Source organism: Streptomyces filipinensis (genome assembly GCF_014649495.1).
In the GTDB taxonomy this organism is placed as follows: Bacteria; Actinomycetota; Actinomycetes; order Streptomycetales; family Streptomycetaceae; genus Streptomyces; species Streptomyces filipinensis.
In genome coordinates this window covers 42,612-68,923 of sequence record NZ_BMTD01000032.1, presented here as the reverse complement: position 1 = coordinate 68,923, position 26,312 = coordinate 42,612, and the positions used below count along the sequence as shown (strand labels likewise).

The window sequence follows — 26,312 nt, the reverse complement described above, 5'->3', positions numbered from 1 at the left end:
AGATGATCGTGGTGATGAAGTTGACCGCGCCGAGGATGGTGCCGAAGCCGGAGAAGGCCAGACCCATGATCCACAGGTCGGAGCCGATGCCCGGGCTGCGGACCACGTCCGACAGCGGGGAGTAGGCGAACCAGCCGAAGTCGGCCGCACCCTCCGGGGTGAGGAAGCCGCCCACGGCGATGGTCGAGCCGAACAGGTACAGCCAGTAGGCGAACATGTTCAGCCGCGGGAACGCCACGTCGGGCGCGCCGATCTGCAGCGGCATGATCCAGTTCGTGAAGCCCGCGAACAGCGGGGTGGCGAACATCAGCAGCATCACGGTGCCGTGCATCGTGAACAGCTGGTTGAACTGCTCGTTCGAGATGATCTGCAGGCCCGGCCGGGCCAGTTCCGCGCGCATGATCAGCGCCATCACGCCGCCGGCCAGGAAGAACGCGAACGACGTCGCCAGATACAGCGTGCCGATCGTCTTGTGGTCGGTGGTCGTCAGCCACTTCACCACGACACTGCCCGGCCGCCTGCCCCTGACCGGCACCTCGCTCTCGTACGCCTCCTCAGGCGCGGCGGCACCATGGGGTTCGTTGAGGATGCTCACTGGTCGTCTGTCTCCTGATGCTCGCGGTCCGCGCACGCCATGACATCGGCTACTCGCCATCCTTGCTGCGGGACGGCGGGCGGGGCGCGCTGAGCGGCCGACGCGCGGCCGTTCGCGTGACGGATGCACCCGGACGGCGCAGCCACGTCCACGCTGGTGGCCTGCGGCTCCGGTACGACAAGATGGGGCGGTGACCGAACAGATGGATCAGTCGGCTGCCCGTACGCTCGCGTACAGGCCGGTTCAGGTGACCGGGCGGCTGGCTGTCGGGGGACTGCTGCTCGCCGGGCTCGCCTGGGTGGTACGCGGGGTGTGGGAGATCCGCCTCGCCGTCGCCGGGGAGCCGGCCGCCGGGCCCCCGGACCAGGGCGACGGGGTGCACCGGCAGCTCACCTCGCTGGAGAACTCGTATCAACTGGTGACGTCGGCGGGCGGCGTGCTGGTGTTCCTGTGCGCCATGCTCTTTCTGTCCTGGCTGCTCAGGCTGCGGGACAACGCGCGGGCGCTGTCGGGGGACACGCCGAGGTACGCGGGGATCTGGGTGCTCGTCGGATGGATCATCCCCGTGGTCAACCTGTGGTTCCCGCGCGGGATCGTCGCCGACGCCTTCCGCAGCAGCGCACCCGGACGGAGGCTTCCCCGCTCCGTCGACGTGTGGTGGGGACTGTGGCTGGTCGGAATGATCAGCGGGGTGGGAATCGTGTACCGCGACTCCACGGACCAGATCATCGAGCGTGCCTACACCGAGGGGTGGCCGCTGCTGCTGTCCGACGCGGCCGTCGTGGGCGCCGCCGTCGCCGGGGCCTTCGCCGTCCACGCCGTCACCGCCGCACAGGTGGAGCGGCTGCGCGGGGGCGGTGCGGAGGTGCCCGACCCGGTCGGCTAGCCGCCGGCCCGGGATGTGCGGTACGGATGGACGGCATGAACAGTATCGCCATCGTGGGTGCCGGGCCCGGGCTCGGGGCCGCCGTCGCGCGGCGGTTCGGGCGGGAGGGCTTCGAGGTCGCGCTCTTCGCCCGCGACCGCGGGCGGCTCGACATGCTGGTGGGCGACCTCGACGAGAGCGGGGTCCGGGCCCGGGGCTTCGTCGCCGACGTGCGCAGGCCACAGGAGCTGGCCGGGGCGCTGGAGCGCGCCGCGGGCGAGGTGGGGACCATCGAGGTGCTGCAGTACAGCCCGGTCCCGCACCGGGACTTCATGCGGCCCGTGCTGGAGACCGGGCCCCGCGATCTCGTCGGGCCGGTCGAGTTCTCCGTGTACGGTCCCGTGGCCGCCGTGCAGCAGGTGCTGCCGGGGATGCGCCGGCTGGGGCGCGGCACGATCCTCCTCGTCAACGGCGGGACCGCCGTCGTACCGCACACCGAGCGGGCCGGGACGTCCATCGCGTTCGCCGCGGAGACCGCGTACGGCCATCTGCTGCACGAACGGCTCGCGGGCGAAGGGATTCACGTCGCGCAGCTGGTGATCCCGGGGGCGATCACCCCGGGGCACGCGCGCAAGGACCCGGCCGTGCTCGCGGAGACGCTGTGGGGCATGCACCGGGACCGGCAGGGGTTCCGGCACTTCGCCGACGATCTCGACGGCTGACGGGGCACCGTCAACCTGCGGGGTGAGGGTTTGTGGGCCAATATGGTGATGTTGGCCGTATCGCTCTCTTCTAGGGGGCCTCCGTGGCTGTCGAAATCCCTGCGATCATCAAGCCGTCCCGGCTCAGGGCCCGGGGAGGGCTGCTGGGCGAGTGTCTCGCCGAGTTCCTCGGAACCTTCGTGCTCATCTCCTTCGGCTGCGGTGTGGTCGCGATGGCGGTCGCCGCGCTGCCCGGTTCGGGCCGTGCCGCCACTCCCACGACGATCTTCCTCGCGTCCGGTGACTGGCTGCTGATCACCTGGGGCTGGGCCTTCGCCGTCGTCTTCGGCGTCTACGTCGGCGGCGGCGTGAGCGGGGCCCATCTGAACCCGGCGGTGACCCTGGCCATGGCCGTGCGCCGCGGCTTCTCCTGGGCCAAGGTCGTGCCGTTCTGGTTCTCGCAGGTCGTCGGCGCGCTCACCGGCGCGGCGCTGGTCTACCTCGTGTACCACCAGGCGATCCACGCCTATGACGCCGTCTCGCCCGCGCCGAAGGTGAACGGGCACACGAACGCCACCTTCTCCATCTTCGCGACGTTCCCGGCGCCGTACTTCCACGGCGGCATCTGGGGGCCGCTGATCGACCAGATCGTCGGTACGGCCTTCCTGCTCATGCTGATCGCCGCCGTCATAGACATGCGCAACCAGGCCGTGAAGGCCAACCTCGGACCGCTGGTCGTGGGCTTCGTCGTCGCCGCCATCGGCATGTCCTACGGCGCCAACGCGGGCTACGCCATCAACCCGGCCCGTGACTTCGGGCCGCGCCTGTTCACCTACGCGGCGGGCTGGAACAGTCTGGCCTTCCCGGGCAGTGTGTCCGGCTCGTTCAGCGCCTACTGGTGGATCCCGATCGTCGGCCCGCTGATCGGCGGCGTCGTCGGCATCCTGGTCTACGACCTCTTCATCGGTGACGTCCTGCTCGTCCGGGCGGAGCTGCAGGAGCTGCCGGAGCCGGGCCGCACCCGCCCGGTGGTCGAGACCGACGAGGAGTGACGGGCACTCAGCCGCAGCCGCCGCCCGTCGCGCCGTCCGCCTCGGTGGCGGCCCGGCGGGCGGTCGCCGCGATGTCCTCCAGCGCCGCCAGATGACGGGTGAGCGCCCTGCGCCCGGTGAGGGTGAGCGAGGCCCAGGTGCGCGGGCGCTTGCCGAGGTGTCCCTTGCGGATGCTGAGGTACCCCGTCTTCTCCAGTGCGGAGAGGGTCTTGCTCAGCGTGGAGTCGGAGACCTGGCAGTAGTCCCGCAGGACGGCGAACTCCGCCTCGCCGCACGCCGAGAGGTAGGCGGCGAGGGCGAGCCGGGTCGGGTGGTGCAGTTCCCGGTCCAGTGCGGGGGGCGCACCACCGGCGGGGCCGGTCATGCGGTGCGTCCCTGCCGGATCCCGCGCAGCACGTAGTCCGTGCCGGAGGCCAGGCCGATGCCGATGAGCCAGCCGGTGACGCCGTACGGGATCGCGGCGAGCAGGCCGACGGCCAGGGGGAGGAAAGGCACCACCCAGGCCTGCCAGCCCGGACGGCCGGACCCGCGGTCCCGGCTGAACCAGCGGGTCACCCCGCCGTGGTGCGAGCCGAGCCACAGCAGCACGAGGAAGACACCCAGGCACACCATGCCGGCGGCCACGAGCCAGTCCCCCCGTTGCGGCCACTGTTCGGCCAGGCCCAGCGCGGTGAAACCGGCCGCGCACGTCAGACCCTGGCCCAGGGCGTAACCGAGAGGCCGGCCGCGCTCGCTCGCCTGGCGCGCCGCTTTCCGTGCGGCGCAGGCGGCGGCCAGCGCGTCCCGCGCCTGCCGGGCGTCCATCGGTTCCCCCGTGGTGTCCATGAGTGTCCCTTCGGTGTGGGCGGGGAGAGGCGGTGGTCGGGCCGCCTCTCGTGCACACCGTAAGCATGGACAGTACTTTCCATAAATGCAAGTACTTTCGATGGTGCGCCGTGGGTGGGTCAGGCGTCCATGTGGAACTTGTCGATGTCCCAGTGCTGATTGCCGCGCTCGGTGAAGACCAGGACGTTCAGCCGGCCGCTGTTGAAGTTGAAGTTGCAGGTCTTGGACTTGCCCTTGCCGCTCACCTTGCACACGTGGACGCCGTCCGAGGCGGGCCCGAAGAGGCTGACGGCGAAGGTGCGCCCGTCCTTCTTGAGGTCCTTGACCGTGATGTCGTCGGTGTACGGGTTGTACGACAGGGAGCCCTGGGCGTAGCGCTCGTTCACGTTGTGGATGCTGGCGGCGGCCGCGCTCGTGCCCGCGCCGGCCGTGAGGACGAGCCCGAGGCAGGCGGCGGTGGTGACGGGGGCGGCGATCAGCATCCGGCGTACGGACTTGTGCATGCGCGTTGCTCTCTCTGCTTGGCATGACCACGAATCAGTGATCTGTTCGCCGATGCTAATCGCGCGACGCGGCTTGCCCGCCGGGGGGTGCGTCCGCGCCGACGGCACCAGACAGGAGCCGTGTTTGACAAGAGAGTTGATGAAACGTCAGAAATGCTGTCACAGGGCGCGGTTGGGCCAGTCCAGGAGGCGGGCGCCGATGACCGCCGTCTGGAGCATGTAGCGGTGGGCCGGGTCGGTCGGGTCGGCCGTGGTGAGTTTGTGGATGCGCTCCAGGCGGTACGTCAGCGCGCGGACGCTGAGGGAGAGGCGCCGGGCCGCCTCGGCGGCCACGCAGCCCGAGTCGAAGTACGCGGCCAGGGTGTCCAGCAGCGGCACGGCCCCGCCGCGGGCCCCGGTCAGCGGGCCGAGGGTGTGCGACACCAGGTCGACCAGGGCCTGCCGGTCCCGCGTCAGCACCGGGTAGACGAGCAGGTCGGCGGCGCGCAGCACCGGCCCGGCCAGATCCAGGCGGGCCGCCATCTCCAGCGCGGCGAGGGCCTCCTCGTACGACTGCACGACCCCGCCGGCGCCGTGCTGCGGGCGGCCGATCGCGATCCGCGGTGCCGTGTCGGCGGCGCCCATCGCCGCGTACGCCTGCTGGGCGAAGTGGAGCAGGACCTCGTCCTCGTCGCCGGGTGCGACGCACAGCAGCCGGCCGCTCTTGGTGGTGAGCAGGAAGCTGCGGGAGTCGAAGCGGGCGAGCACGGCGGCCTCGACCCGGCGGGCGACCGGACCGCCCTCGACGCAGGGGGCCGGCCCCTCGGCGACGGCCACCGCGTGGGCCCGGGACAGGCGCAGGCCGAACCGCTCCGCGCGCTCGGCGAGCCGGCCGAGGTCACTGCGGCCGTACAGCAGGTCGTCGATGAACTCCCGGCGCGCGGCCTCCTCGCGGCGCACGGTGAGCCGCTGGGCGCGCTCGTAGCCCTCGGCGAACGCGTCGATCGCCTGCTCCACGGCGGCCAGTGTGGCGAGGCTGCTCTCGGCCGAGCCGGGCACGGCCGGCCAGGCGGCGCGGGCGGCGGCCAGGTGGGCGACGACCAGCGCGCGCAGTCCGTGCCCCGCGTCGGCGGCCTGCTCGCCCAGGGTCCGCCGGGTCTTCAGCTCCTCCCTGGTCAGCCGCCGGCTGGTGGCCGCGACCTCGGTCAGCGTTCCGGCGAAGCCGTCCAGATAGTGCTCGGGTATGCCGCTCGTGCCGTGCTGGTCCCCCACGCCTGCCCCGTCCCCCGTGGTCTTGACGTGCCGGTGACGCTTTCTTAGCGCGTGTCCGGCATGCAGACCCTAGTGAACACTGCCGGAAACCGGCAATGCGCGGGTGTTCGCCCTGCCGCACCATCTCCTCCGGGGAGCACTACGGAGGGTTGCGGGTGCCGGACGCCTGACGAGGTCCGCCGGACGTCCGGCATCGCAGCCCCGGGGGGCTCCGTATCTCATCGTCTGACGCAAGGACGTGTGTCATGGAAGCGCTCGGCGTGCTCGCCGCCGTCTGTCTCTTCGTCGTGGTGCTCGCGGTGCTCGCGTTCTCCCGGCTGTACCGCAAGGTGGACCAGAGCCAGGCCCTGATCGTGTCGAAGACACGGCGGGTCGACGTGTCCTTCACCGGGCAGGTCGTGCTGCCGATCCTGCACAAGGCCGAGGTCATGGACATCTCGGTGAAGACGATCGAGATCAGCCGCTCCGGCCGGGACGGGCTGATCTGCCGCGACAACATCCGCGCCGACATCCGGATCCTGTTCTTCGTCAAGGTCAACAAGACCGTCCCGGACGTCATCAAGGTCGCCCAGACCGTGGGCACCGAGCGCGCCAGCCACCAGGACACGCTGCAGGAGCTGTTCCACGCGAAGTTCTCCGAGGCGCTGAAGACCGTCGGTAAGCAGATGGACTTCACCGACCTCTACACCAAGCGCGAGGAACTCCGCTACCACATCATCGAGTTGATCGGCATCGACCTCAACGGCTACCACCTTGAGGACGCCGCGATCGACTACCTGGAGCAGACCCCGCTCACCCAGCTCGACCCGGCCAACGTCCTCGACGCCCAGGGCATCCGCAAGATCACCGAGCTGACGGCGATCGAGCACGTGCGCACCAACGAGGCACAGCGCACCGAGCAGAAGGAGATCACCCGGCAGAACGTCGACGCGCGCGAGACCATCCTGGAGCTGGAGCGCCGGCAGGCGGACGCCGAGATCAAGCAGAAGCGTGAGATCGAGACCTCCCGGGCGCGCGAGGAGGCCGAGACCGCCCGCGTGGTGGAGGAGGAGCGGCTGCGCGCGCAGGGCGCCTTCCTGCGCACCGAGGAACAGCTCGGCGTACAGCGGGAGAACCAGGCCCGGGAGATCGCCGTCGCCGCGAAGAACCGTGAGCGGGTCATCGCCGTCGAGAACGAGCGCATCGAGAAGGACCGGCTGCTGGAGGTCATCGCCCGGGAGCGGGAGACCCAGCTGACCAGGATCGCCGCCGACAAGGAGGTCGAGGCGGAGAAGCGGGAGATCGCCGAGGTCGTCCGGGAGCGGGTCGCGGTGGACCGTACGGTCGCCGAGCAGGAGGAGTCCATCAAGAAGCTGCGCGTCGTCGAGGAGGCCGAGCGGGAGCGGCAGGCCCTCGTCATCGCCGCCGAGGCGGAGGCGCAGGAGAAGCTGGTCAAGGACATCAAGGCCGCCGAGGCCGCGGAACAGGCCGCCACGCACCGCGCCGCCGAGGAACTCACCCTCGCCGAGGCCCGGTTGAAGACCGCCGACCTCGACGCCCGGGCCAAGCTGCGGCTGGCCGAAGGCGTCCAGGCCGAGGCCGCCGCCGAGGGGCTGGCCGCCGCGCAGGTGCGCGACAAGGAGGCCGAGGTCACCGTCAAGGCCGGCCGCGCGGAGGCCGAGGCCACCCAGGCACGGCTGCGGGCCGAGGCCGAGGGCACGCAGGCCAAGGCGCTCGCGGAGGCCGAGGGTGCCAGGGCCAAGGGGCTCGCGGAGGCCGACGGGGCGCGGGCCGCGGCGGAGGCCACCGAGGCGCGGCTCAAGGCGGAGGCGGAGGGCACCCGGGCGAAGGCGCTCGCGGAGGCCACCGCCATCGGCGAGAAGCTGAAGGCCGAGGCCGCCGGTCTGACCGAGAAGGCCGCCGCGATGGCCGCGCTGGACGAGGCCTCGCGCGGGCACGAGGAGTACCGGCTGCGGCTGCAGGCGGAGAAGGAGATCCGGCTCGCCGGGCTGGAGACCCAGCGGCAGGTGGCCGAGGCGCAGGCGACGGTTCTCGCGACCGGGCTGGAGCACGCCGACATCGACATCGTCGGCGGGGAGTCCGTCTTCTTCGACCGGCTGGTGTCCGCCGTCTCGTTCGGCAAGGGGGTGGACGGGTTCGTCGACCACTCCCAGACCGCGCAGGCGCTGGTGAAGCCCTGGCTGGACGGGTCCGGCAGCTTCACGGAGGACCTGAGCACCATCCTCGGCTCGGTCGGCACGGCGGATGTGCGGAACCTGACGGTGTCGGCGCTGCTGATGAAGCAGATCAAGGGCGGTGGGCCGCAGGCGGGCCAGCTCCAGAAGCTCCTCGACCGGGCGAGTGAACTGGGCCTCGCGGACACACCGGTGACCGCCCTGAACGGGAGTGTGAGCCCTAACTGAGGCGAGCCGGGGTGGGTGCGCCTGCCGGGCGCCTCGACGGCCGACGGCTCGGCGACCCCGTAGGGGCGCGGGGAACCGCGCGACCAGCCACGGCGCACCCGCAGCCGGCGACGCTCCTGTAGTCCGACGGCGCATCATCACCCGCCCACGAAGGGAAACGCACTCCCCATGGCCACCGCTCAGGCGCCGCAGGCCCCCGCCGACGTGGACGCCGGTACCTACGAGGTGCTCCGTGACCGTCTTGCCGCGCAGGCGGCCGAGCTCGCCCGGAGGGCCACCGCGCTCAACGCCCGCCGGACCGAGGAGTTCGGCTCGGCGCGGCTGGACCTCGCGGCCACCGCCCGGCTCCGCACCGGGCACCCGTGCCTCCCGGGCGACATCGTGGCCGTGGGAGACACCCTCCTCTTCGGCGGTACCGGCGGTACCGGCGGAAGCGGCGGTACCGGCGGAGCCGACGTCGTCGCGGCCGACGTGTTCGGGCTGTACGGCCGGAACGGCACGCGGCTGCCCGAGGACGCCGTACCCGGCCTGCTCGACGACCCGGGGTTCGTCCGCGAGTTCACCGCCCTGCACCGGTACTACCGGCAGGCCCGGCTGCTGCGGCTGCGCCTGGTCGACGGCCGGCTGCTGGCGGTGTTCCGCACCGGCGAGAAGGCCGAGGACGTCCGCGTCCTGCGCTGGTCCGTCACCGAGGACGGCCGGTCGGCGCGGTTCCTGGACGCGCGCGGCGACCGCGACGACGTCTTCCCGCCGGCCCAGGACCTGACCTGGACGGAGACCACCCGCGAGGACCACGTCCTGCGGCGCGAGGGGCAGCGCCCGTACGTCGCCGTGCCCGGCGGGATCGGGGTGTCGACCGTCGGCGGCACCCTCACCGTGCACGTCCCGGACGGCGCGGAACTCTACGAGGAACCCGTCCAGGAGCCGCTGCAGTCGCTCGCCGACGCGGCCGTCGGGCACGCGCGCGTCGGCCCACTGGTGCTGCTGCGGGTGCGGCCGTACAAGGAGGACGCCGACCGGTACCTGGTGTTCGACACGCTCTGCGGGACCGTCGTCCGGCTGGACGGCATCGGGCAGGCGTGCCGGCGGCTGCCGGAGGAGCAGGGGGTCGTCTTCCCCGGCGGGTACTGTCTGGCCGGAGGCGTGCACAAGTCGTACGAACTCGACGTGCGGCGGCTGGAGTTCGAGCGGGAGGTGCGCGCGCCGAACGGCGAGGACGTGCTGTACGCCTTCCGGTCCCGCGCCGGGGAGCGGACCCTGCTGCTGTCGTACAACACCCTGCGCAAGGAGGTCGCGACTCCGCTGTCGTGCCGGGGCTGGGCCCTTTTCGAGGACGGCGCGCTCGCCGTGCTGCGCGCCGACGGGGACGAGCCCGGGCACACCCACCCGGTCCAGTGGTGGACCTCGCCGTACGTCTCCGACACCCACGCCGCCGCCCTGCGCACCGGCACCGGCGCGCTCGCCCGGGTCGGCAACGCGGACCTCGTGCGCGGCCTCGCCGACTGTCTGTCCGTGGCCCGGCTGGTCACCGACGGCATCGAGACGAGCGAGGGCTACCGGGCGCTGGTGGCGGCCTGCGTGCGGGCCGCCGACGCCCACCACTGGCTCACCGAACCCGAACTCGGCACGCTGGCCGAGCCGTTGGGCGCGGTCCGGAGCACCGCCGACCAGGTGCTGGGCGAGTTCGAGACCGTGCGGGAGCTGACCCGGCAGGCCGCGGACGCCCTCGACGAGGCCGCCGAGCGGATCGCCGGCGTGGTGCGCCGGCTGCGCGGCGAGGCCCCGCGCGAGGCCGCCGCCTGGGTGCGCGGGCTGACCGAACTGCGGCAGGCGCACGGGCATGTGCTGACCCTGCGCGAGCTGCGGTACGTCGACGCCGCCCGGGTGGCGTCGCTGGCCGCCGACGCCGAGTCCGACCTCGCGGCCTTCGGCCGGCGCGCGGTGGCGTACCTGGCCCGCGACGACGCCTTCGCCGGCCAGCAGGCGGAGGTCGAGCGGCTCGTCGCCGAGGCGGCCGGGATCGAGACGGTCGCCGCGGCCCGGCCCGTCGCCGCGCGGCTCGACGAACTCGCCACCGGGCTGCGCACGGTCACCGAGGTCGTCACCGGCCTCGACATCGCCGACGCCACCGTCCGTACGGCCGTCCTGGAGCGGATCGCCGAGGTGCTGGGCGGGGTCAACCGGGCCCGCGCCACCCTGGACGGCCGTCGCCGTACCCTGCAGGACCGTGAGGGGCGGGCCGAGTTCGCCGCCGAGACCGCGCTGCTCGCCCAGGCCGTCACCGCCGCGCTCACCGCTTCCGGAACGCCCGAGGAGTGCGACGACCAGCTCACCGCCGTCCTCACCCGGGTGGAGGACCTGGACGGCAGGTTCGCCGAGTTCGACGACTTCCTCGGCGAACTCGCCGGCCGGCGCACGGAGATCTACGAGGCGTTCGCCGCCCGCAAGCAGTCCCTGGCCGACGCCCGCGCCCGCCGCGCCGAACAGCTCGCCGTCTCCGCCGGCCGGATGCTGGACACCGTCGGGCGGCGCGCGGCCACGCTCGCCGACACGGACGCGGTCACCACCTACTTCGCCTCCGACCCGCTGGTCGCCAAGGTCCGCCGCACCGCCGACGAGCTGCGTGCCCTCGGCGACAGCGTGCGCGCCGAGGAACTCGACGGCCGTCTGAAGTCGGCCCGCCAGGAGGCTGCCCGCGCCCTGCGCGACCGCGCCGACCTGTACGCCGAGGACGGCCGCACGCTGCTGCTCGGCGGCCACCGCTTCGCCGTCAACACCCAGCCGCTCGACCTCACCCTCGTCCCGCACGGCGACGGTGTCGCCTTCGCCGTGACCGGCACCGACTACCGCGCCCCGGTCACCGACCCCGATTTCGCCGCGTACCGCCCCTACTGGGGCCGCCCGCTGCCCTCGGAGTCACCGCAGGTGTACCGCGCCGAGCACCTGGCCGCCCGGCTGCTCGCCGAGCACGGCCCCGCCGCGCTCGCCGCCGCCGACGACCTGCCGGACCTGGTGCGCCGGGCGGCGCAGGAGTGGTACGACGAGGGCTACGAGCGCGGGGTCCACGACCATGACGCGACGCTCGTGCTCCGTGCCCTGCTGCCCCTGTACGAGGGCGCCGGCACCCTGCGTCACGAGCCCGCCGCCCGCGCCGCCGCCCAGCTGTTCTGGGCGCACGGCACCACCGACGAGGACCGCACCGCGTGGGCCCGGCGAGCGGTGTCGCTGGCCCGGGCCCGGGACGCCTTCGGTGCCGTACCGGCCATCGGGGAGCTGGAGCGGGAGCTGGCCGGGGCGATCGAGGACTGGGACGCGCGGGCGGCGGGCGGGCCGGCCGCCGCTTACCTCTTCGAGGAGCTGACCGGCGGCCCGGAGGGCTTCGTCCTCGGGGCCACGGCCCGCGCGCTGCTGGATAAGTTCCGGCACACGGGCGGGAGTTACGGCAGCGAGCTGGCGGGGCTGACCGGCCTCGCCGCGCGCCGGCAGGTGGTGCACGCCTGGCTCGGCGCGTACGCCGCCGCCACCGGCACCGAGGCCGGGCCGGGCGAACTGGCCGAGGCGGTCGCCGCCGAACTGTGCCCCGGCCTGCCCCGCTACGACGGCGACGCCCCCCTCACCGCGGAGGCGGAGGGCCTGCTGGGCACGCACCCGCGCGTGCGCGAGGGCCGGCTGCCGCTGCGCGTCGACGAGTTCCTCGCCCGCACGGCCCGCTTCGCGGCCGAGGACGTCCCCGCCTTCCGCGCCTACCAGCGCCGCCGCAGCGCCCTGGTGACGGCCGAACGCGACCGGCTGCGCCTGGACGACCACCGGCCCCGGGTGATGTCGGCGTTCGTCCGCAACCGCCTGGTCGACGAGGTGTACCTCCCCCTGATCGGCGACAGCCTGGCCCGCCAGCTGGGCACCACCGGCGAGACGAAGCGCACCGACACCGGCGGTCTGCTCCTGCTCATCTCCCCGCCCGGCTACGGCAAGACGACCCTCATGGAGTACGTCGCCGACCGGCTCGGGCTGATGCTGGTCAAGGTCAGCGGCCCGGCGCTCGGCCACACGGTCACCTCGCTGGACCCGGCGGACGCCCCGGACGCCACCGCCCGCCGCGAGATAGAGAAGATCAACTTCGCGCTGGCGGCCGGGAACAACACCCTGCTGTACCTGGACGACATCCAGCACACCTCGCCCGAGCTGCTGCAGAAGTTCATCCCGCTGTGCGACGCCACCCGGCGCGTGGACGGCGTGTGGGACGGCACCCCGCGCACCTACGACCTGCGGGGCAAACGCTTCGCGGTCTGCATGTCCGGCAACCCCTACACCGAGTCCGGTGAACGCTTCCGCATCCCCGACATGCTCGCCAACCGCGCCGACGTGTGGAACCTCGGCGACGTCCTCACCGGCAAGGAGGACGTCTTCGCGCTCAGCTTCGTCGAGAACGCCCTGACCGCCAACCCGGTGCTCGCCCCGCTCGCCGCCCGCGACCACGCCGACCTGGACGTGCTGGTCCGGCTGGCCGCGGCCGACCCCACGGCCCGCGCCGACCGGCTGTCGCGGCCCCTGCCGGCGGCCGAACTGGACGGCGTACTGGCGGTGTTGCGCCATGCGCTGGCGGTCCGCGAGACGCTGCTGAAGGTCAACAAGACCTACATCGCCTCCGCCGCCCGCTCGGCGGGGACCCGTACGGAACCCCCCTTCCGCCTCCAGGGCTCCTACCGCGACATGAACACGATCACCCAGCGGCTGCGCCCGGTCATGAACGACGCCGAACGCGAGGCCGTCGTCGACGACCACTACACCGCCGAGGCCCAGACCCTCACCACGGGCGCCGAGGCCAACCTGCTGAAGCTGGCCGAACTGCGCGGCACGCTCGACGCCGGACAGGCCGCCCGCTGGGCCGAGGTGAAGAGCGCCCACGTACGCGCCCGCACCCTCGGCGGTCCCGAGGACGACCCGCTGACCCGCGCGGTCGCGGCCCTCGGCCTGCTCGCCGACCGGGTGGCGGCCGTGGAGAGCGCGATCGTCCGGGCGCGGACGGACACCGGGAGGGGGGAGCGGTGATGCTCGGCTTCCTGGCGCCGCTGACGGCCGCGCTGGCGTTCGTCGTCCTGAGCACGGCGGTACTGGTCCGCCGGGACCGGCGCGCGGCGCGCCGCTACCGGAGGTGACAGCCGGGACGGCGTTCAGAAGTCGATGTTCGAGTGCTGCAGCCCTTCGCCCAGCGCGTGGACCGCGACGACCCACATCACCAGCGTGCCGAGGAACGCACCGGCCGCCGCCCACACCGCGGCCCGGCGCCGCAGTATCGCACCGCCGACGGCGAGCACCGCGGCACCGGCGGCCGGCCCGGCGACGAGCAGCAGCCCCCAGTCGACCGCCGACATCACAGGCGCGCGCTGCCCCCGGCAGCCGGCCGGCCGGCCGAGACAGCCGAGCGTGTCCGCGCTGAAGCGGTACCACCCGTACAGCAGCGGCAGCAGCAGGAGGGCGGTCGCCACCAGCAGCGCGACGACCGGGCCGCGGTCGGCCGGGCGCGCGGCGGGCACCTCGGCGGGGGAGTCCTCGGAAGAAGGGTTCACACCGGCATCCTGACCGTTCGCCGGGCCGGGCCACATCCGTTGTCGTACTCACTCGTACCGGGCCGCCGTCTGCGATAATCGCGGTTCGCGGTTCGCGAACTCGGCTGGTTCGTGGGGGGATTGAGCACGATGAGGTCTGGGCGCCGGAGGGCTCTTCTGATAGCGGTGCCGGCGCATCCGGACCTGGAGAAGGTTCCCGAACTCCGGGACGCCTACCCCAGCCTGCCGTTCACCGTCACCGACGTCGCGAACCTGCGCGACGCCCTGCTGCGCTCCGGGTACGCGGCGGAGGACGTGACGGTGCTGGACGACGAGGAGACGATCACCCAGCGGAACATCCGCGGGCAGCTCGACGAGTTCCTCGCCTCCTGCGAGGACGGGGACGTCGGTCTGGTCTACTTCTCGGGACACGGGGTGCGGTTCGGGGAGACCGACTACCTGGTCCCCGGTGACATCTGGGCGAGGCGGCGGCCCGGCGGGGAACACGTGCTGGACACGCACGGCCTCATCGAGGTGGTGCCCGACGAACTGCTGCAGTCGCTGACCTCCGACGCCACGGTGATGCTCTGCCTCGACGCCTGCCGCGGCGACGGCGGGGAGGTTCCCGCGGGTCTGGAGAAGCTGACGTTCAGCCGCGCCCGGGACAACGTCGTGATCCTGAGCGCCTGCGCACCCGGTGAGACGGCCCTGGGGCACGACCAGGGCGGCAGCTTCATGGCCAGGGCCCTCACCCAGGCCGTGGCCCGGGAGGCCCCGGCCCGCACGGTGGGCGACGTCATCCGGGCCGTCCAGGACCGGGTGCCGGACATCGCGCGGCGCTACTCGTACCTCAAGCCGCCGGCGGTCGACGTCCTCTGGCTGGGCAAGGACCAGTCCGGCGGAGCGCACGCGGCCGTCCCGCTGTGCGAGGCCATGCCGTTCGCCGGCCCGTGGACGCAGGCCGTCCTCTCCTCGGCCCTGTGGGGACTGACCGAGGCCTCCGAGGCCGAGCAGGCCAAGGCCAAGGAACAGCTGGCGGACGTCGTGACCAAGGTGCTGCGCGTACGTGAGTCACGGCGTGCCGGCACGGACCCGTGGGACGACGACCTCTTCCCGGAGCGGCTGATCAACCGGCTGGGCCACCTGGTCGTCGCGAGCGACGCACGGCTCGGCCCGGTGGAGACCGTGGTCCTGCTGGGCGCCCCGTTCCTCCGTGAGGCCGCGCTGGCCTGCGGCCTGGCGGCGTTGCGCAACGTCATCGGGGACGGCGGCCCGGAGGACACGGCCGACGCCCGGGACCTGCCCGCGGGCTGCTTCGAAGCCCAGCTCGACCGGGACATGGGCGACGTGCGACGCGCCCACCGGCAGGCCGAGTCCTGGCGCGAGACGCTCCTGCGCCGCGACCGGGCCGAGGACGCGCGCGGCGCCGAGTACTGGCTGCGGCACCGGTTCCTCGCCGACTGGGACCTGCTCTGGGAGAGCGGCGAGGACGCGCAGCTCGACAGCCTGCGCAGCGCGGTGGACCTCCTGGTGCGGGCGGCGGAGAGCGCCACCGGTGAGCAGCTCGGCCATGACGACAGGGCCACGCTGCGCCGTGCGGTTCTCCAGGTCGTCTCCCAGCTCGGCACGGGCACACCGGCCGAGGCGGCGGCACCCGACGGCAGCGAGTGGGTGACGGGGCTGTCCGAGGAGCTGTGCGGCGAGGAGCGGTGGACCTGGCGGCCGCGCGAGCTGGCCACGCTCCTGCACATCGCCGGGCTCCTCGCCATCGACCCGCGGATGCTCGACGGCGTCCTCATCGACCATCTCGGCCCCCGCGAGCCCACGCAGATCCGGCCGCAGGGGATCGTCGGCGAGATCAGGGCCAACAAGGGGTTCGGTATCAGCTGCGACGCCGAGTCCCCGGAGGCCGCGGCGTCCGGTACCCGGTGGCTGCTGGTCTTCAAGTGCGGCAGCGCGGCGCTGTACACGGCCCTGGACCGCCTCGCGGTCCGGATCGCCGCGGTGTCCCAGGCGGCCCGCCGTACCCATGGCACCCTGCGCCCGAGCGACCTTCTCTTCGGCCTGCCGCAGGTGGTGAAGACCGACGGCCTGCTGCCGAAGAACCGCGCCTTCGACAAGCCGCCGCCCCGCTTCCAGCTGGCCGAGGACGAGGTCAAGCCGCTCATCATGGGCACCCAGCTGTACGGCGACCGGATGCTGGCCGTGCGGGAGCTGTACCAGAACGCCCTCGACGCCTGCCGGGTCCGGCAGGCCCGCCGGCGCTACGCCGACTGTGACCGGTGGGCGGGCTCGGAGCCGGAACAGGTGCAGCTGGCCGGCTCGAAGATCGAGTTCACACAGGGCGTCGACGAGGCCACCGGCCGGATGTACATCCAGTGCGAGGACAACGGCGTCGGTATGACGGCCGAGGAGCTGCGCGATCTCTTCGCCCAGGCCGGCCGCCGCTCGGAGCAGTCCTCGGCCCGGATGCGCGAGATGCGCCGGTGGCGCCGCAAGGGCATCACCACCGAGCTGAACAGCCGGTTCGGCATCGGGGTGTTCAGCTACTTCATGCTGGCCGAGGAGGTCGAGGTGATCACCCGGCCGGTGGGGATGTCGGGCGGGGCGACGGCTCCCGACGGCGGCTACCGGGCCAGTGTCACCGCCGGCTCCGGGCTGATGCACCTGAGCCGGGAGGAGAAGGAGCTGGAGGGGGGCGGCACCAGGGTCCGGCTGTACGTCCACGACGAGCCCGACGGGCAGAGCGGACGCCAGCCGTCCGTCATCCAGGCGCTGCGCGGGTTCCTGTGGTGCAGTCCGGTGAAGGTGACCGCCACCGAGTTCGAGGGCGAGCCCGTCGTCTGGCGGCAGGGTGAGCTGTACGGCGACTCCAGGCTGCCCACCCGCCACTTCCAGGCCGCCGAGGACATCTGGTGGGTGGACGGTGCCGGCCTGCTGTTGGCCGACGGGCTGTTCGTCGAGGAAGTCGACCGCCCGTTCGGGTATGTGGTGAACCTGCGGGGCAGACACCGGCCGAAGCTGAGCGTGGACCGCAACCGGATCCTCGGGTACGACAAGGAGCGTCTGCAGGACGACCTCCAGGACGTCGTGCCCGAGCTGGTCCGCTCGGCCTGGAGTCCCTTCCCGCTGGAATGGCTCTGGGAGCTGACGAAGAACCAGCCACTGCTCGGGCAGATGGTCGTCGGCCATCTGCTGGAGAGCGATGTGCCCCTGGCGCTTCCCGAGGGTCTCGACTGGAAGAGCCGGGCCCAGATCCAGGGCCACCGCACGCTGCGCGATGTCGGATGCTTCCCCGTCGACCAGGGTGTCCGCAACGGGAGCAGGCGGCGGGGCAAGGGGCGGACGGACCTGTTCACGGCCTGGCGCGAGAGCGCTCTGGGAATCATCCGCAGTGAGCGTCCCTTGGAGAAGAGAGCGTCCCTCCCCGCCATCCAGCCGTTCGACGCGCTCGTGTTCAGGACCCACCCGGACGGCTCTTGGGGCGCCGCGCTGCGAGCCGCCGCGGACTCCGGGAGCTCACTGCGGGAGGCGGTGCGTCAGCTGCGCCGGTACGCCATCGCGGGCGTGCCCGTTCCGGAGATGACGGACGTGCGGGCGCTGGACGAGGTCGTGCCGGACCATTTGACGGCCGACCTCTACGAGACGTACCGGGACGCGGAACGGCGAGGTTACGAAGGCCAACTCGGTCTCCGGACGGCGTTGGTGCGGGTGTCGGACATGCGCCAGGTGAGTCTGTGCGCACTGGTCGAAGCGTGCGGGCGGCTGTCCCGTCTCGAACCGTCGATCCAGGCGCCCATGGACCTTCAGGCGCTCGGCTCCCATGTCGTGGGGGCCCGGGAACGGCACGTTCTCCTGGACGACGAGGCAGGCCCGCCGAGCACGAGCCCTCCCCTGGCGGTCGACGGTGAGCCTCCGTTCGCCCAGCTCATGCGGCCGTTCGACATCGCCTGGCGGTCCCGGCAGAGCGGCGTTCCCGCAGCCGAGATCGAGGCCGTGGTGCGCCGGTTCGAACCCCTCGGCTTCCGGCTCACCGGTCCGGACCTCGTGCACTCCCTGGACCGTGCCCAGTTCGCCGCGGTCAGCAGAAATCTTGACGGGGACAGGTACCCTCTCGCCCCCGGCCCGATCGGTCTGCGGCACCTGGTGCGGCTTGCCGCGCGCCGTGCGGAGACGGTGGGGGACTCCGTGAGGTGGCTCAGCGGCTGGGCCGGGGAACTGGGTTTCCAGGTGCCGGATCCAGGATCCCTGGCGGATTTCCGCCCGCCCGCGTGGTGCGAGGCACTTCCCCCCGAGCAGACCGCCGACAACGAGGGCGGTCCGTCCGGGGCGCGCCCGCTGTCCGCCTGGGCGGTGCTGCGCGCACTCGGCGACCTGGACGAACCGTCCTCGCTGGCGGAGAACGTCGCGGCGATCGAAACCCTGGTGGACGCGGGACTGGTCGAGCGTCCTGCGGTCGACGCGGCGCGTGCCTGGCTGTCCACGAGCCAGCCGGGCCGGCCCCGGGAGATCATGGAGAACACGTGGGTGATGCCCGTGACCGACTCCGGTCCCCTGTCGAGGGTGCTGTCCCCGTCGGTCACGCGGAGAGACCGGGTCGACCCCGTCTATCTGATGGGCCTCGCGGCGTCGTCCAACACGCGTCTCGGCGACCTCGCCGAACGACTGCGCCGCCGCCTGGCCGTGTACGGCCTGGAGGTGTGCGACGTACCGGAGGAGGCCGCCCGCCAGCGGCCGAGTCCCTGGGTCTTCACCGCTCTGTCCCACCGGGGTGAGTGGCGCAGGCACATCTGGCTGGCCGATCTGATCTTCCTGGCGGACAGGGAGATGGTCGACCTCGCGACCGCCGCCGCCACGGTGAACGCCTACCGGTCCCTGGGCGCCCCCACCGTCCCGGTGCCGGACGGTTTCGCGCCCCCGGACCGGCCGCAGAAGCGCGACGTGACCGCCGAGTACGCCCTCATGCAGCCGGACCTGGAGGAGTCGTGGACCCTGACCCCGCTCGCCCTGGTCATCGCGGCCGGCCGGCTCGGCCTCGCGCTGCCGCAGGCGTACCGCCGGCTCCGGCAGTTCGAGGCGGTCGGGCTCGACATCCCCTTCCCCGAGCCCGTCCTCACCCGCACCCCCGACTGGCGGGACGTCGTCATCCTCACCGCCCGGCTCACCGGCCGGGAACCGGCACTGTCCGGTGACCTCACCGAGGACCAGGTGCTCCTGGCGTCCGAGGAGACGGACCTGACCGCCGACGAGGTCCGCGAGCGGCTCGGGGACTACGCGCCCCTGTTCGGCTTCCGCCTGCCCCCGTACGAAGGGAAGTGACGTGCCGCACCTGTCCAAGGACTACGAGGTCAAGAATCTGCCGGACCAGGAGAACGGGTTCTCCTGGAACCTGACCGGTGAGTCGCTCAGCGTCTTCGGCGCCTGCCCGGAGTGCGCCGGGGAGATGGAGCAGCCGGTCCCGCACCTGATCCCGGGTGCCGTGGCGAAGGGCCGGCGCGGCGGCGGCGCCTCGGCCGACGAGGTCCCCGGGCGGGTCTACATGCAGTGCGCCTGCGCGTACCCCCATCGGGGAGACGCCGACGAGACCGGCGGCTGCGGCGCGGCCTGGACGGCGGTCCGATCCACGGGCGGGACTCCGTGACCCCACCCAGGAGGTACGCCCCCCGGCAACTGCGGCGCGCCCATCAGCGGCTCCAGACGATGACGGAGACCCAACTGGAGATCGCGCGCGGACAGGCCGAGGGCTGGCGGAACTTCCTCACCGCCGCCACCGGCCTGCTGGCCGCCGTGCTGGTCCTCAAGGGCCGCGAGAACGTCGCCGAACTCCCCTCCGGGTACCGGCTGACGGTGCTGCTGCTGGTGGCGGCCGGGCTGCTGTCGCTGCTCCTGGCCACCTTTCTCGCGGTGCGGGCCGTCCACGGCAAACCCGGTTTCGAGCTGAAGTACGCGGATGCCGAGAAGCTGCTCGACTGGGAGCGGGAGGAGAGGAACCGCATCGCGTGGCTGATCCGCCGGGCGTGCTGGGCGACCCTGCTCGGCGTCCTGGCGACGGCGGCCGGGATCATGGTCACCTGGGTGGCCCCGGGGCCGGACGACCCGGCGTCGACGGTCGTGGTCCACACACGGGGGGCATCGGTGTGCGGCGAACTCCTCGCCACCGACGGATCCGGCGTCACGGTCAGGGTGAAGACCGGGAAGGACCCGAACGGCACCACGACGATCCGGCATCTCGACTGGCGGAACGGCGCGGTGAGCGTGGCTCCGGTCGACCGGTGCTCCTGAGGGTGCCCGCGGGGCCGGGGCCGTCAGCAGCCGGTGTTCGGGGCCAGGGGGACGACCTGCACGCGGCTGTGGTCGTCGGCGCCCAGGACGCGGTCGTAGTCCACGCGGTCCACGCGGATCCACAGGTCGTCCCGTGTGCGGTCGCCGTTCACGTCGTCCAGGCGGACGCACCAGCGCTCCGGGCGCAGCTCCCTGCGGTACGTCTCGGTGCCGCTCGGCACCTTGCGGCAGTCGCGGGAGTGCTCGGTGGTGTACCAGGTGCGGGTCCGGCGGTGGCTGCCGGAGCCGGAGGTCGAGGTGTGGCTGACCCGGCGGGTGCTGGTCGTGCAGTGCCGGACCAGGTGCGGGCGGGTGGCCCGGGTGGTCTTCCGGGTGATGTGGCGGACCGTGTCCTTGAGACCGTGGACGGGGGTCGGGCTCGGGGCGGGGGAGGTGGTGACGGCGCTCGCGGGCGCCGCGCCCGGGACGGTCGAGTCGCCTCCCCCGCCGCCGCACGCGGTGAGTGCGGCCAGCAGAGCCGCCGTCACCGCGGCCATGGTCAGTCGCAGGCTTCTGTCGGACATGGTTCTCCCCCGTTGATCGGACGCGCAGCGTAGCCGATCGGCCCACGGGCTTCCCCGTCCGGCCGTTCCGGCACCCGGTTGGTCAGCCGAGGCAGACCAGCACCAGGCAGAGCTGGTGGGACGTGGTCGACGCCGGGTCCGGGGCCGACGCGGAGGTGCCGCCGCCGGTGGTGCCGGAGCTGCTTGAGCTGCCCGACGTGTGGGCGGGCGCCGGCTGTGCCGCGGTGCCGGACGTGCCGGACGTGCTCGAAGTACCGGAGGTGCCGGAGGTCCCCGAGGCGCCGGTGGTCGTGCCGGACGAGGACGGCGCGGTGCTCCGGGCCTGCGGGGCGGCCGGGGCCGCCGGGTGGGCGGCCACGGCCGCGGTGTGCGTGCCGGGAGCCGGCCGCGGCGTCTGCGGCGTGGCCGCGAGGGTCTGCTGCCGCGGGACGGTCACGGCGGCCGTCCGTGCCGTCGGGGTGGCGGGCGTGTGCCGGTGGTGCGAGGTGGCGGGCGGGGCCGGCGTGGACGCGGGCCGGTCGGGTGCGGCCGGTGGCTCGCCGGTCAGGCCCATGGTGCGGTTGTCCGGCGCGGTGGCCGCCTGGGCCCGGTCATCGGAGCCGCGGTCCAGCGAGGCGAGGGTCAGGCCGCCGCCGACCAGGGCCACGGCGGTCGCCACCACGGCCCGGCGCCGGCTCTTCTTCCAGCGGGCGCGCTGACGGCGCCGGGCGGCGCGTCCCCGCGCGGCGGGCGGCGCGTCCGTGACGTCGGCGGGCGAGGCGTCGGCGGCCGGGGTGAACGGGATGTCGGTGGCCGGGACCGGCGTGGTGCCGGGGTGCCGCGTGTCCGTGGCCTCGGCGGCCGGTGCCGAGGGTTCCGGCCGGCCGGCGTTCGCGACGGGCCCTTCGGTGCCGAACCTGTGAACGCCGAGGCCGTCCGCGCCGTAGCCGTCCGTGCCGGGCGGGGCGATGTCGGGGGCGTAGGCGCCGCACCCGGGACACACCAGGGCACCGTTGAGGTGCCGGCGGCACGAGGAGCAGTAGTCCATCAGTGTCTTCCTGAGTCCAGGGGGGCGGGCGAGCAGTCACGCTAACGAGCCTTTCGAAAGGCTGTGTGTAGCCCGTGTGGCACTCCTGCACAGATTCGTGAGGGTCTTTGCCCGTGTCCCGGCGAGGTCCGGCCGGAGCCGTCGGCATAGTGGCGGGCGGCTGCGTACCGGACCGGCAGGAGGAAACGCATGCTCGGCACACAGTTCCGCACCGGATCGCCCATCTGGATCGACCTGGGCAGCCCCGACACGGCCACGGCCGCGGCCTTCTACGGCGCCGTCTTCGGCTGGGAGTTCGCCTCCGCCGGCCCGGAAACGGGCGGCTACGGCTTCTTCCAGAAGGGCGGCGCCACGGTGGCCGCCCTCGGCCCGCTGACCGAGCCGGGAGCGAGATCCGCCTGGACGACGTACTTCCGGGCCGACGACGCCCGGGCCACCGCGCGGGCCGTGGCCGCCGCCGGCGGTGCGGTGCGCGTCGCGCCCGTGAGCCTGGGCGAGAGCACCTTTGCCCAGCTCACCGACCCGCAGGGCACGCAGTTCGCCGTGCTCCAGTCCGCGCAGGGCCTGCAGCGGGCGTCGGAGGACGACACCCTGGTGTGGGTGGAGCTGCACGTCCGCGACCCGCAGGCGGCCATCGCCTTCTACCGCGGGCTGTTCGGCTGGCGCGCCCAGGAGATGCAGGCGCCGGGCATGACGTACCAGGTGCTCAGCATCGGCGAGGGCGACCAGCAGGAGGGTTCCTTCGGCGGTGTGGCCCCGCTGCAGGACGGCGGGCAGGACGCGCGCTGGGTGCCGTACTTCGCCGTGGCCGACGCGGACACGATCGTCGCCGCGGTGGGCGACAACGGCGGCACGGTGCTGATGCCGGCCGCGAACGTCCCCGGCGTCGGCCGTATCGCCTGGCTGGCCGATCCCGCCCAGGCGGTGTTCGCCGTGCTCAGGCCGGACCCGCGCCAGATGTGAACGTCCCGCGTCGGGGCTCTAGCCGGGGGCCGGCGAGGCGTGGTCGTCGGCCTTGAAGTCGAAGTGCACCCGGCCGTCCTTCACCGAGGTGACGGTGACCGTCACGCCCAGCGTGCGCCGTCGTCCGCGGTGAGCGTGCGGCGGGTCGTGGTGCCGGCCTTTCCGGCGAGGTCCTCCGGGCAGGTGACACGCGGCTTGGGCCGGCCGGTCCGAGCGGCCGGCTTCTCGTTCACGGTGACCGACGCCGAGCATCCCACGAGCAGCGCCCCGGCGGTCAGGACCGCGAGGCCCCCTGTCGGGACGGACCCGCGGAGTGCGCTGGCGGCGGGCTGACCGAGCGCGGTGCTGCTCCAGTAGCTTTCCGCCGGTGAAGTAGCTTGCGAACTCGTCCGGATCACCTCACCCACCGGAGAGTCGCACATGCCCCACCAGGCGCCGTACCTCGCCGTGGCCGACGCGCTGCGCGTACGGGTGCTCGCGGGAGAGTGGGAGATCGGCAGGCGGCTGCCGTCCCGGGCGCGGCTCGCCGAGGAGTACGGCGTCGGACGCAACGTCATGCAGCGGGCCGTGGACCGTCTGATCATCGAGGGCCTGCTCGAAGGGCGCGCGGGTTCCGGCACTTATGTCCGCACCCCGCGCGAGCGTCTGCGCATGGTCCGTTCCTGGCACCGCGAACACCGGGGCTCCCTCGCCCTGTCCGGCCGCGAGGAGCGGGGACGGGCCGCCGCCTGGGACGCGCACAGCCTGGTCCGCGTCCCCGCCCCCGAGGCCATCGCCGAGCGGCTCGCCCTCGCCCCCGGGGACCTGTGCGTCAACACGCAGTACGAGTTCCTCGCCGACGGGCAGCCCGTCCAGCTCTCCGACTCCTGGGAGCCGCTCGCCGTCACGGACGGAACGCCGGTCGTCCTGCCCGAGCGGGGCCCGCTCGCGGGCAAGGGGGTCGTGGAGCGCATGCGGTCCATCGGCGTGGTCGTCGAGACCGTCGTCGAGGTGCCGCGTCCGGCCCGGGCCGGACGGGCGGAGGCGAACCTGCTCGGGATCGGCGTCGGGGACCTGGTGCTGCGGATCGAGCGGACCATCTACGACACCGGCGGACGCCCGGTGGAGACCGCCGACATCGTCATTCCGGACGTACGCCGCGAAGTCGTCTACGAGTTCGCCGTCGACGTGAGGCCGTGAGGTGAAGCGCATGCTCAGGTCCCCCTCCCCGGCCGCGCGGACGTCCGTGCCGGTGTCCGCACGCATCGGGCTCCTGCGCGACCCGGACTTCGGGCGGCTGTTCGCCGCCACCGCGCTCGGTCAGCTGGGCGATCGCATCCTCTTCCTGGCGCTGCCGCTGACCGCCATCGTCGCGCTGCACGCCGACGCGTTCCAGGTCGGACTGCTTTCCGCGCTGACCACGGCCGGGTCGCTGCTGGTGGGGCTGCCGGCCGGAGCCTGGGTGGACCGGATGCGCAAGCGTCCGGTGATGGCCGGCGCCGACCTCACCCGGGCACTGGTGCTCGTGACCGTGCCGGCGGGGTGGTGGGCCGGTGTGCTGTCGATCCGCTGGCTCTACGCCGTCGCACTGGCCCATGGAGTGCTCACCGTCTTCTTCGACGTCGCGTACGTCAGCTGTCTGCCGCACCTGGTGGGCCGCGGGCAGCTCGTCGAGGCGAACGCGAAGCTCTCCGCGATCCGTTCGGTGACCAGTATCGGAGGCCCGGCCGTGGCGGGTCCGCTGGCCGGCTGGGCCGGTGGCCCGGGGACGCTCGTGGTGAGTGCGGCCGGGATGGCCGTCTCGGGGCTCCTCGCGAGCCGTATCCGCAGGCGCGAGGAGAAGCCGCGGGCGAGTGCGGCGGGCGAGCGGCCCCGGCTGCGTCAGGAGATCGGCCAGGGGCTGAAGTTCGTGTTCCGGCAGCCCGTCCTGCGCGCGACCGTGCTCGGCGACGCGGTCTTCAACCTCTTCCTGGTGATGTACCAGGCCATGCTGCTGGTCTTCCTGGAACGGCGGGTGGGCCTCGGGACGTCCGCCGTCGGCCTGGTGCTGTCGGGCATGGGGTGCGGCGCGCTGCTGGGCGCCCTGCTGGCCACCCGCGTCGCGCGGCGGCTCGGGCAGGGCCCGGTCATCTGGCTCGCCCCGCTCCTCACCTGCCCGCTGACCGCCCTGATGCCGGCCGCGCGACCGGGGTGGAGCGTGTGCGGGGCGGCGCTCGGCCTCTCGGCGCTCTCGCTGGGCGGGGTGGTCCGTGTCGTGGCCCAGTCCAGCGTCCAGCAGGCCCTCACCCCGGACCGGCTCCTGGGCAGGATGAGCGCGACGGCCCGGTTCGTGTCCTGGGGTGGGCTTCCGCTCGGCGGAGTCCTGGGCGGCGCCCTGGGCTCGGCGTTCGGAGCGGCGGCCACCCTGTGGATCGGCGCGGCCGGCATGACGCTGAGCTTCCTGCCGGCCTTCCTCTCACCGCTGCGGGCGCCGCGCACCGCGCGCCCGTCGCCGGCTACGACCGGGTAGCCGTCCCGCAGGCCGTGCCGCCGTCGCCCCGCGTGCCGGCGCCGACCGCTGTGCTGCGGTCGTACGGGTCGATGGCCGGCCCGCCGTCGGGGCTCGCGGTCGCGCGTTCGGTGCCGAACCCGGGGCTGAGATAGCCGGTGTAGGTGCCACAGCCGCCGTTGGTGGTGTCCACCTTGTAGGAGAGCAGCGAGAACGTCCCCGGCTCGGTGATCACCTTCGCCGGGTCGTCCCAGCTCATGACGATCTCCCGGCGCACGATGGTGCGTTCGACGTCGTCGCTTCCCGCCGCCGCGCGCACGACCGGGTAGACGAAGGTGACATCGGCCGTCACCTCGATCGCGCCGCGCTTGCCCTCCCGGTAGGTGATCCGGCCCCGGGTCTTGACGACGTCCCCGACGAGCCGGACCTTCGCCGTGTCGAACCGGCTGAACAGCAGCAGCGGGTCGTTCGTGCGGCTGGGCGCGCGGAACGCGGCCGCCAGGTAGTCCTGGACGTCCCGCTGGTGGGGGTTGACCAGCGCGATCGCCCTCGCCGGCCGCTTCCCGCCCAGCACCGCGGAATCCAGGCCGGCCGCGGCGAGGAAGTCCCGGCTGCGGCCGAGGGCCTGAGCGACCTGGGCCTTGCTCATCCAGCCGGTCGCCCGAGCCGCGGGCATGCCGATCCCCGCCGTCCCGTCACCCCAGTGTGCCGCGGGGGAACCCCGGAACGGCTGGGCCACGGTGGGCCGCTGGTCCGCGCCTTCGGTCGGCGGCGCCTGGTCCGGGCGCCGGGACTCCACGGCGAGCGGCGTGCCCCGGCCGTCCTCGCCGCCGCCCCCGAACCATCCGGTCACCCGCCCCGGTGCCAGCGCCACGGCCAGCAGGCCGGCCGCGACCAGCAGACCGACCACGTACCGGCCCTTGCCGCCGCGCCGCCGGGGAGGTTCGTGACCGCGCCAGGCGTCCGGCCTGCCGGGTTCCTCCCGCAGCCGCCGGGCCACCATCCGGGCTCGGGCCGACGGCTCCTTGGGCGCGTCCCGGGTTCCGGCCTCGGCCTCCCGCAGGAAGCGCTCCCACTCCTCGTCCGGTATGGACTGCCCGCCCTCGCCCACGACGAACTCCGCCCCTCATCCAGCCCGTTCGGCCCCTCCCCAGGGCCGCTCACAGGCCCGCATCATCACACAGCCCGGCCCGCGGCCCGCCCGCGCCCGGGGACGCCCGGAACAATCCGGGCGTACAGCGCGCTGTTCCCGGTGTCCGAGTGGACGGAG

The 26,312-nt window shown here is 73.3% G+C and carries 21 protein-coding genes; 11 read left to right on the top strand and 10 right to left on the bottom strand.

Annotation, left to right across the window (positions count from 1 at the left end; genetic code table 11):
* On the bottom strand, positions 1-595 hold a 595-nt coding region (locus tag IE244_RS39515), incomplete at its 3' end, for a cbb3-type cytochrome c oxidase subunit I (RefSeq protein ID WP_191878407.1).
* A 202-nt stretch (positions 596-797) separates the two neighbouring features.
* On the opposite strand from IE244_RS39515, the gene IE244_RS39510 reads away from it, so the two are divergent.
* From IE244_RS39510 to IE244_RS39500, 3 genes are all read left to right on the top strand, one after another.
* On the top strand, positions 798-1,481 hold the full coding sequence (locus IE244_RS39510; RefSeq protein WP_191878413.1) for a DUF4328 domain-containing protein: 684 nt from the start codon (positions 798-800) through the stop codon (positions 1,479-1,481).
* A gap of 35 nt (positions 1,482-1,516) precedes the next feature.
* A complete protein-coding gene (locus tag IE244_RS39505) occupies positions 1,517-2,182 on the top strand; it encodes an SDR family NAD(P)-dependent oxidoreductase (protein ID WP_191878406.1) in 666 nt (221 codons plus the stop codon).
* Between the two features lie 83 nt (positions 2,183-2,265).
* A complete protein-coding gene (locus IE244_RS39500) occupies positions 2,266-3,213 on the top strand; it encodes an MIP/aquaporin family protein (RefSeq protein WP_191878405.1) in 948 nt (315 codons plus the stop codon).
* A 7-nt stretch (positions 3,214-3,220) separates the two neighbouring features.
* Here the strand turns inward: IE244_RS39500 and IE244_RS39495 are convergent, their stop codons facing one another.
* From IE244_RS39495 to IE244_RS39480, 4 genes are all read right to left on the bottom strand, one after another.
* Positions 3,221-3,577: a winged helix-turn-helix domain-containing protein gene (locus IE244_RS39495; protein WP_191878404.1), complete on the bottom strand. Its 357-nt coding sequence runs from the start codon at positions 3,575-3,577 to the stop codon at positions 3,221-3,223.
* Positions 3,574-4,038: a hypothetical protein gene (locus tag IE244_RS39490; RefSeq protein WP_191878403.1), complete on the bottom strand. Its 465-nt coding sequence runs from the start codon at positions 4,036-4,038 to the stop codon at positions 3,574-3,576. Before IE244_RS39490 ends, IE244_RS39495 begins: the two co-directional genes overlap by 4 nt.
* A 119-nt stretch (positions 4,039-4,157) precedes the next feature.
* Entirely contained in the window at positions 4,158-4,541 is a 384-nt protein-coding gene (locus IE244_RS39485) for a hypothetical protein (protein WP_191878402.1), read from the bottom strand.
* Between the two features lie 159 nt (positions 4,542-4,700).
* The gene (locus IE244_RS39480) at positions 4,701-5,792 is read right to left on the bottom strand and encodes a PucR family transcriptional regulator (RefSeq protein ID WP_229854775.1); all 1,092 of its coding nucleotides are present in this window, start codon (positions 5,790-5,792) and stop codon (positions 4,701-4,703) included.
* Between the two features lie 245 nt (positions 5,793-6,037).
* On the opposite strand from IE244_RS39480, the gene IE244_RS39475 reads away from it, so the two are divergent.
* On the top strand, positions 6,038-8,194 hold the full coding sequence (locus tag IE244_RS39475; protein WP_191878401.1) for a flotillin family protein: 2,157 nt from the start codon (positions 6,038-6,040) through the stop codon (positions 8,192-8,194).
* 168 nt (positions 8,195-8,362) lie between these two features.
* Positions 8,363-13,243: a DNA repair ATPase gene (locus IE244_RS39470; protein ID WP_191878400.1), complete on the top strand. Its 4,881-nt coding sequence runs from the start codon at positions 8,363-8,365 to the stop codon at positions 13,241-13,243.
* Positions 13,244-13,365: 122 nt separating this feature from the next.
* On the opposite strand, the gene IE244_RS39465 is transcribed toward IE244_RS39470, so the two are convergent.
* Positions 13,366-13,761, bottom strand: coding sequence for a hypothetical protein (locus IE244_RS39465; protein WP_191878399.1), 396 nt, complete (start codon positions 13,759-13,761; stop codon positions 13,366-13,368).
* A gap of 129 nt (positions 13,762-13,890) precedes the next feature.
* Here IE244_RS39465 and IE244_RS39460 point away from each other — a divergent pair, with 129 nt between their 5' ends.
* From IE244_RS39460 to IE244_RS39450, 3 genes are read left to right on the top strand one after another with little or no spacing between them, the layout of a single operon-like run.
* On the top strand, positions 13,891-19,059 hold the full coding sequence (locus IE244_RS39460; protein WP_191878398.1) for a caspase family protein: 5,169 nt from the start codon (positions 13,891-13,893) through the stop codon (positions 19,057-19,059).
* Position 19,060: 1 nt separating this feature from the next.
* Complete coding sequence (locus IE244_RS39455; RefSeq protein WP_191878397.1) at positions 19,061-19,381, top strand: hypothetical protein; 321 nt, start codon at positions 19,061-19,063, stop codon at positions 19,379-19,381.
* A gap of 59 nt (positions 19,382-19,440) precedes the next feature.
* Positions 19,441-20,022 carry a hypothetical protein gene (locus IE244_RS39450; RefSeq protein WP_229854773.1) on the top strand — a complete coding sequence of 194 codons (582 nt, stop codon included), beginning with the start codon at positions 19,441-19,443 and terminating at the stop codon, positions 20,020-20,022.
* A gap of 23 nt (positions 20,023-20,045) precedes the next feature.
* Here IE244_RS39450 and IE244_RS39445 read toward each other — a convergent pair whose 3' ends face one another.
* Both IE244_RS39445 and IE244_RS39440 read right to left on the bottom strand, forming a co-directional pair.
* A complete protein-coding gene (locus IE244_RS39445; RefSeq protein WP_191878395.1) occupies positions 20,046-20,585 on the bottom strand; it encodes a hypothetical protein in 540 nt (179 codons plus the stop codon).
* A gap of 82 nt (positions 20,586-20,667) precedes the next feature.
* Positions 20,668-21,612 (bottom strand): SCO2400 family protein, encoded by a 945-nt coding sequence (locus tag IE244_RS39440; RefSeq protein ID WP_191878394.1) that lies wholly within the window; start codon positions 21,610-21,612, stop codon positions 20,668-20,670.
* 189 nt (positions 21,613-21,801) lie between these two features.
* Between IE244_RS39440 and IE244_RS39435 the strand changes: the two genes are divergently transcribed.
* Positions 21,802-22,575 carry a VOC family protein gene (locus IE244_RS39435; protein ID WP_191878393.1) on the top strand — a complete coding sequence of 258 codons (774 nt, stop codon included), beginning with the start codon at positions 21,802-21,804 and terminating at the stop codon, positions 22,573-22,575.
* 101 nt (positions 22,576-22,676) lie between these two features.
* On the opposite strand, the gene IE244_RS43310 is transcribed toward IE244_RS39435, so the two are convergent.
* On the bottom strand, positions 22,677-22,808 hold the full coding sequence (locus IE244_RS43310) for a hypothetical protein (protein WP_373305831.1): 132 nt from the start codon (positions 22,806-22,808) through the stop codon (positions 22,677-22,679).
* A 187-nt stretch (positions 22,809-22,995) separates the two neighbouring features.
* Between IE244_RS43310 and IE244_RS39425 the strand changes: the two genes are divergently transcribed.
* Together IE244_RS39425 and IE244_RS39420 are read left to right on the top strand one after the other, a co-directional pair.
* Positions 22,996-23,754, top strand: a complete 759-nt coding sequence (locus IE244_RS39425) for a GntR family transcriptional regulator (protein WP_191878392.1) — start codon at positions 22,996-22,998, stop codon at positions 23,752-23,754.
* A gap of 10 nt (positions 23,755-23,764) precedes the next feature.
* The gene (locus IE244_RS39420; RefSeq protein WP_191878391.1) at positions 23,765-25,063 is read left to right on the top strand and encodes an MFS transporter; all 1,299 of its coding nucleotides are present in this window, start codon (positions 23,765-23,767) and stop codon (positions 25,061-25,063) included.
* Here the strand turns inward: IE244_RS39420 and IE244_RS39415 are convergent.
* Positions 25,050-26,153: a hypothetical protein gene (locus IE244_RS39415; protein ID WP_191878390.1), complete on the bottom strand. Its 1,104-nt coding sequence runs from the start codon at positions 26,151-26,153 to the stop codon at positions 25,050-25,052. The genes IE244_RS39420 and IE244_RS39415 overlap by 14 nt on opposite strands.
* Between the last annotated feature and the right edge of the window lie 159 nt (positions 26,154-26,312).

Excerpts from the sequence above, each read along its gene's own strand:
- IE244_RS39490 (WP_191878403.1), bottom strand. The coding sequence starts at position 4,038 with ATGGACACCACGGGGGAACCGATGGACGCCCGGCAGGCGCGGGACGCG.
- IE244_RS39495 (WP_191878404.1), bottom strand. The coding sequence starts at position 3,577 with ATGACCGGCCCCGCCGGTGGTGCGCCCCCCGCACTGGACCGGGAACTG.
- IE244_RS39420 (WP_191878391.1), top strand. The coding sequence starts at position 23,765 with ATGCTCAGGTCCCCCTCCCCGGCCGCGCGGACGTCCGTGCCGGTGTCC.
- IE244_RS39470 (WP_191878400.1), top strand. The coding sequence starts at position 8,363 with ATGGCCACCGCTCAGGCGCCGCAGGCCCCCGCCGACGTGGACGCCGGT.
- IE244_RS39475 (WP_191878401.1), top strand. The coding sequence starts at position 6,038 with ATGGAAGCGCTCGGCGTGCTCGCCGCCGTCTGTCTCTTCGTCGTGGTG.
- IE244_RS39445 (WP_191878395.1), bottom strand. The coding sequence starts at position 20,585 with ATGTCCGACAGAAGCCTGCGACTGACCATGGCCGCGGTGACGGCGGCT.
- IE244_RS39505 (WP_191878406.1), top strand. The coding sequence starts at position 1,517 with ATGAACAGTATCGCCATCGTGGGTGCCGGGCCCGGGCTCGGGGCCGCC.
- IE244_RS39460 (WP_191878398.1), top strand. The coding sequence starts at position 13,891 with ATGAGGTCTGGGCGCCGGAGGGCTCTTCTGATAGCGGTGCCGGCGCAT.
- IE244_RS39450 (WP_229854773.1), top strand. The coding sequence starts at position 19,441 with ATGACGGAGACCCAACTGGAGATCGCGCGCGGACAGGCCGAGGGCTGG.
- IE244_RS39440 (WP_191878394.1), bottom strand. The coding sequence starts at position 21,612 with ATGGACTACTGCTCCTCGTGCCGCCGGCACCTCAACGGTGCCCTGGTG.
- IE244_RS39485 (WP_191878402.1), bottom strand. The coding sequence starts at position 4,541 with ATGCACAAGTCCGTACGCCGGATGCTGATCGCCGCCCCCGTCACCACC.
- IE244_RS39435 (WP_191878393.1), top strand. The coding sequence starts at position 21,802 with ATGCTCGGCACACAGTTCCGCACCGGATCGCCCATCTGGATCGACCTG.
- IE244_RS39425 (WP_191878392.1), top strand. The coding sequence starts at position 22,996 with ATGCCCCACCAGGCGCCGTACCTCGCCGTGGCCGACGCGCTGCGCGTA.
- IE244_RS39510 (WP_191878413.1), top strand. The coding sequence starts at position 798 with ATGGATCAGTCGGCTGCCCGTACGCTCGCGTACAGGCCGGTTCAGGTG.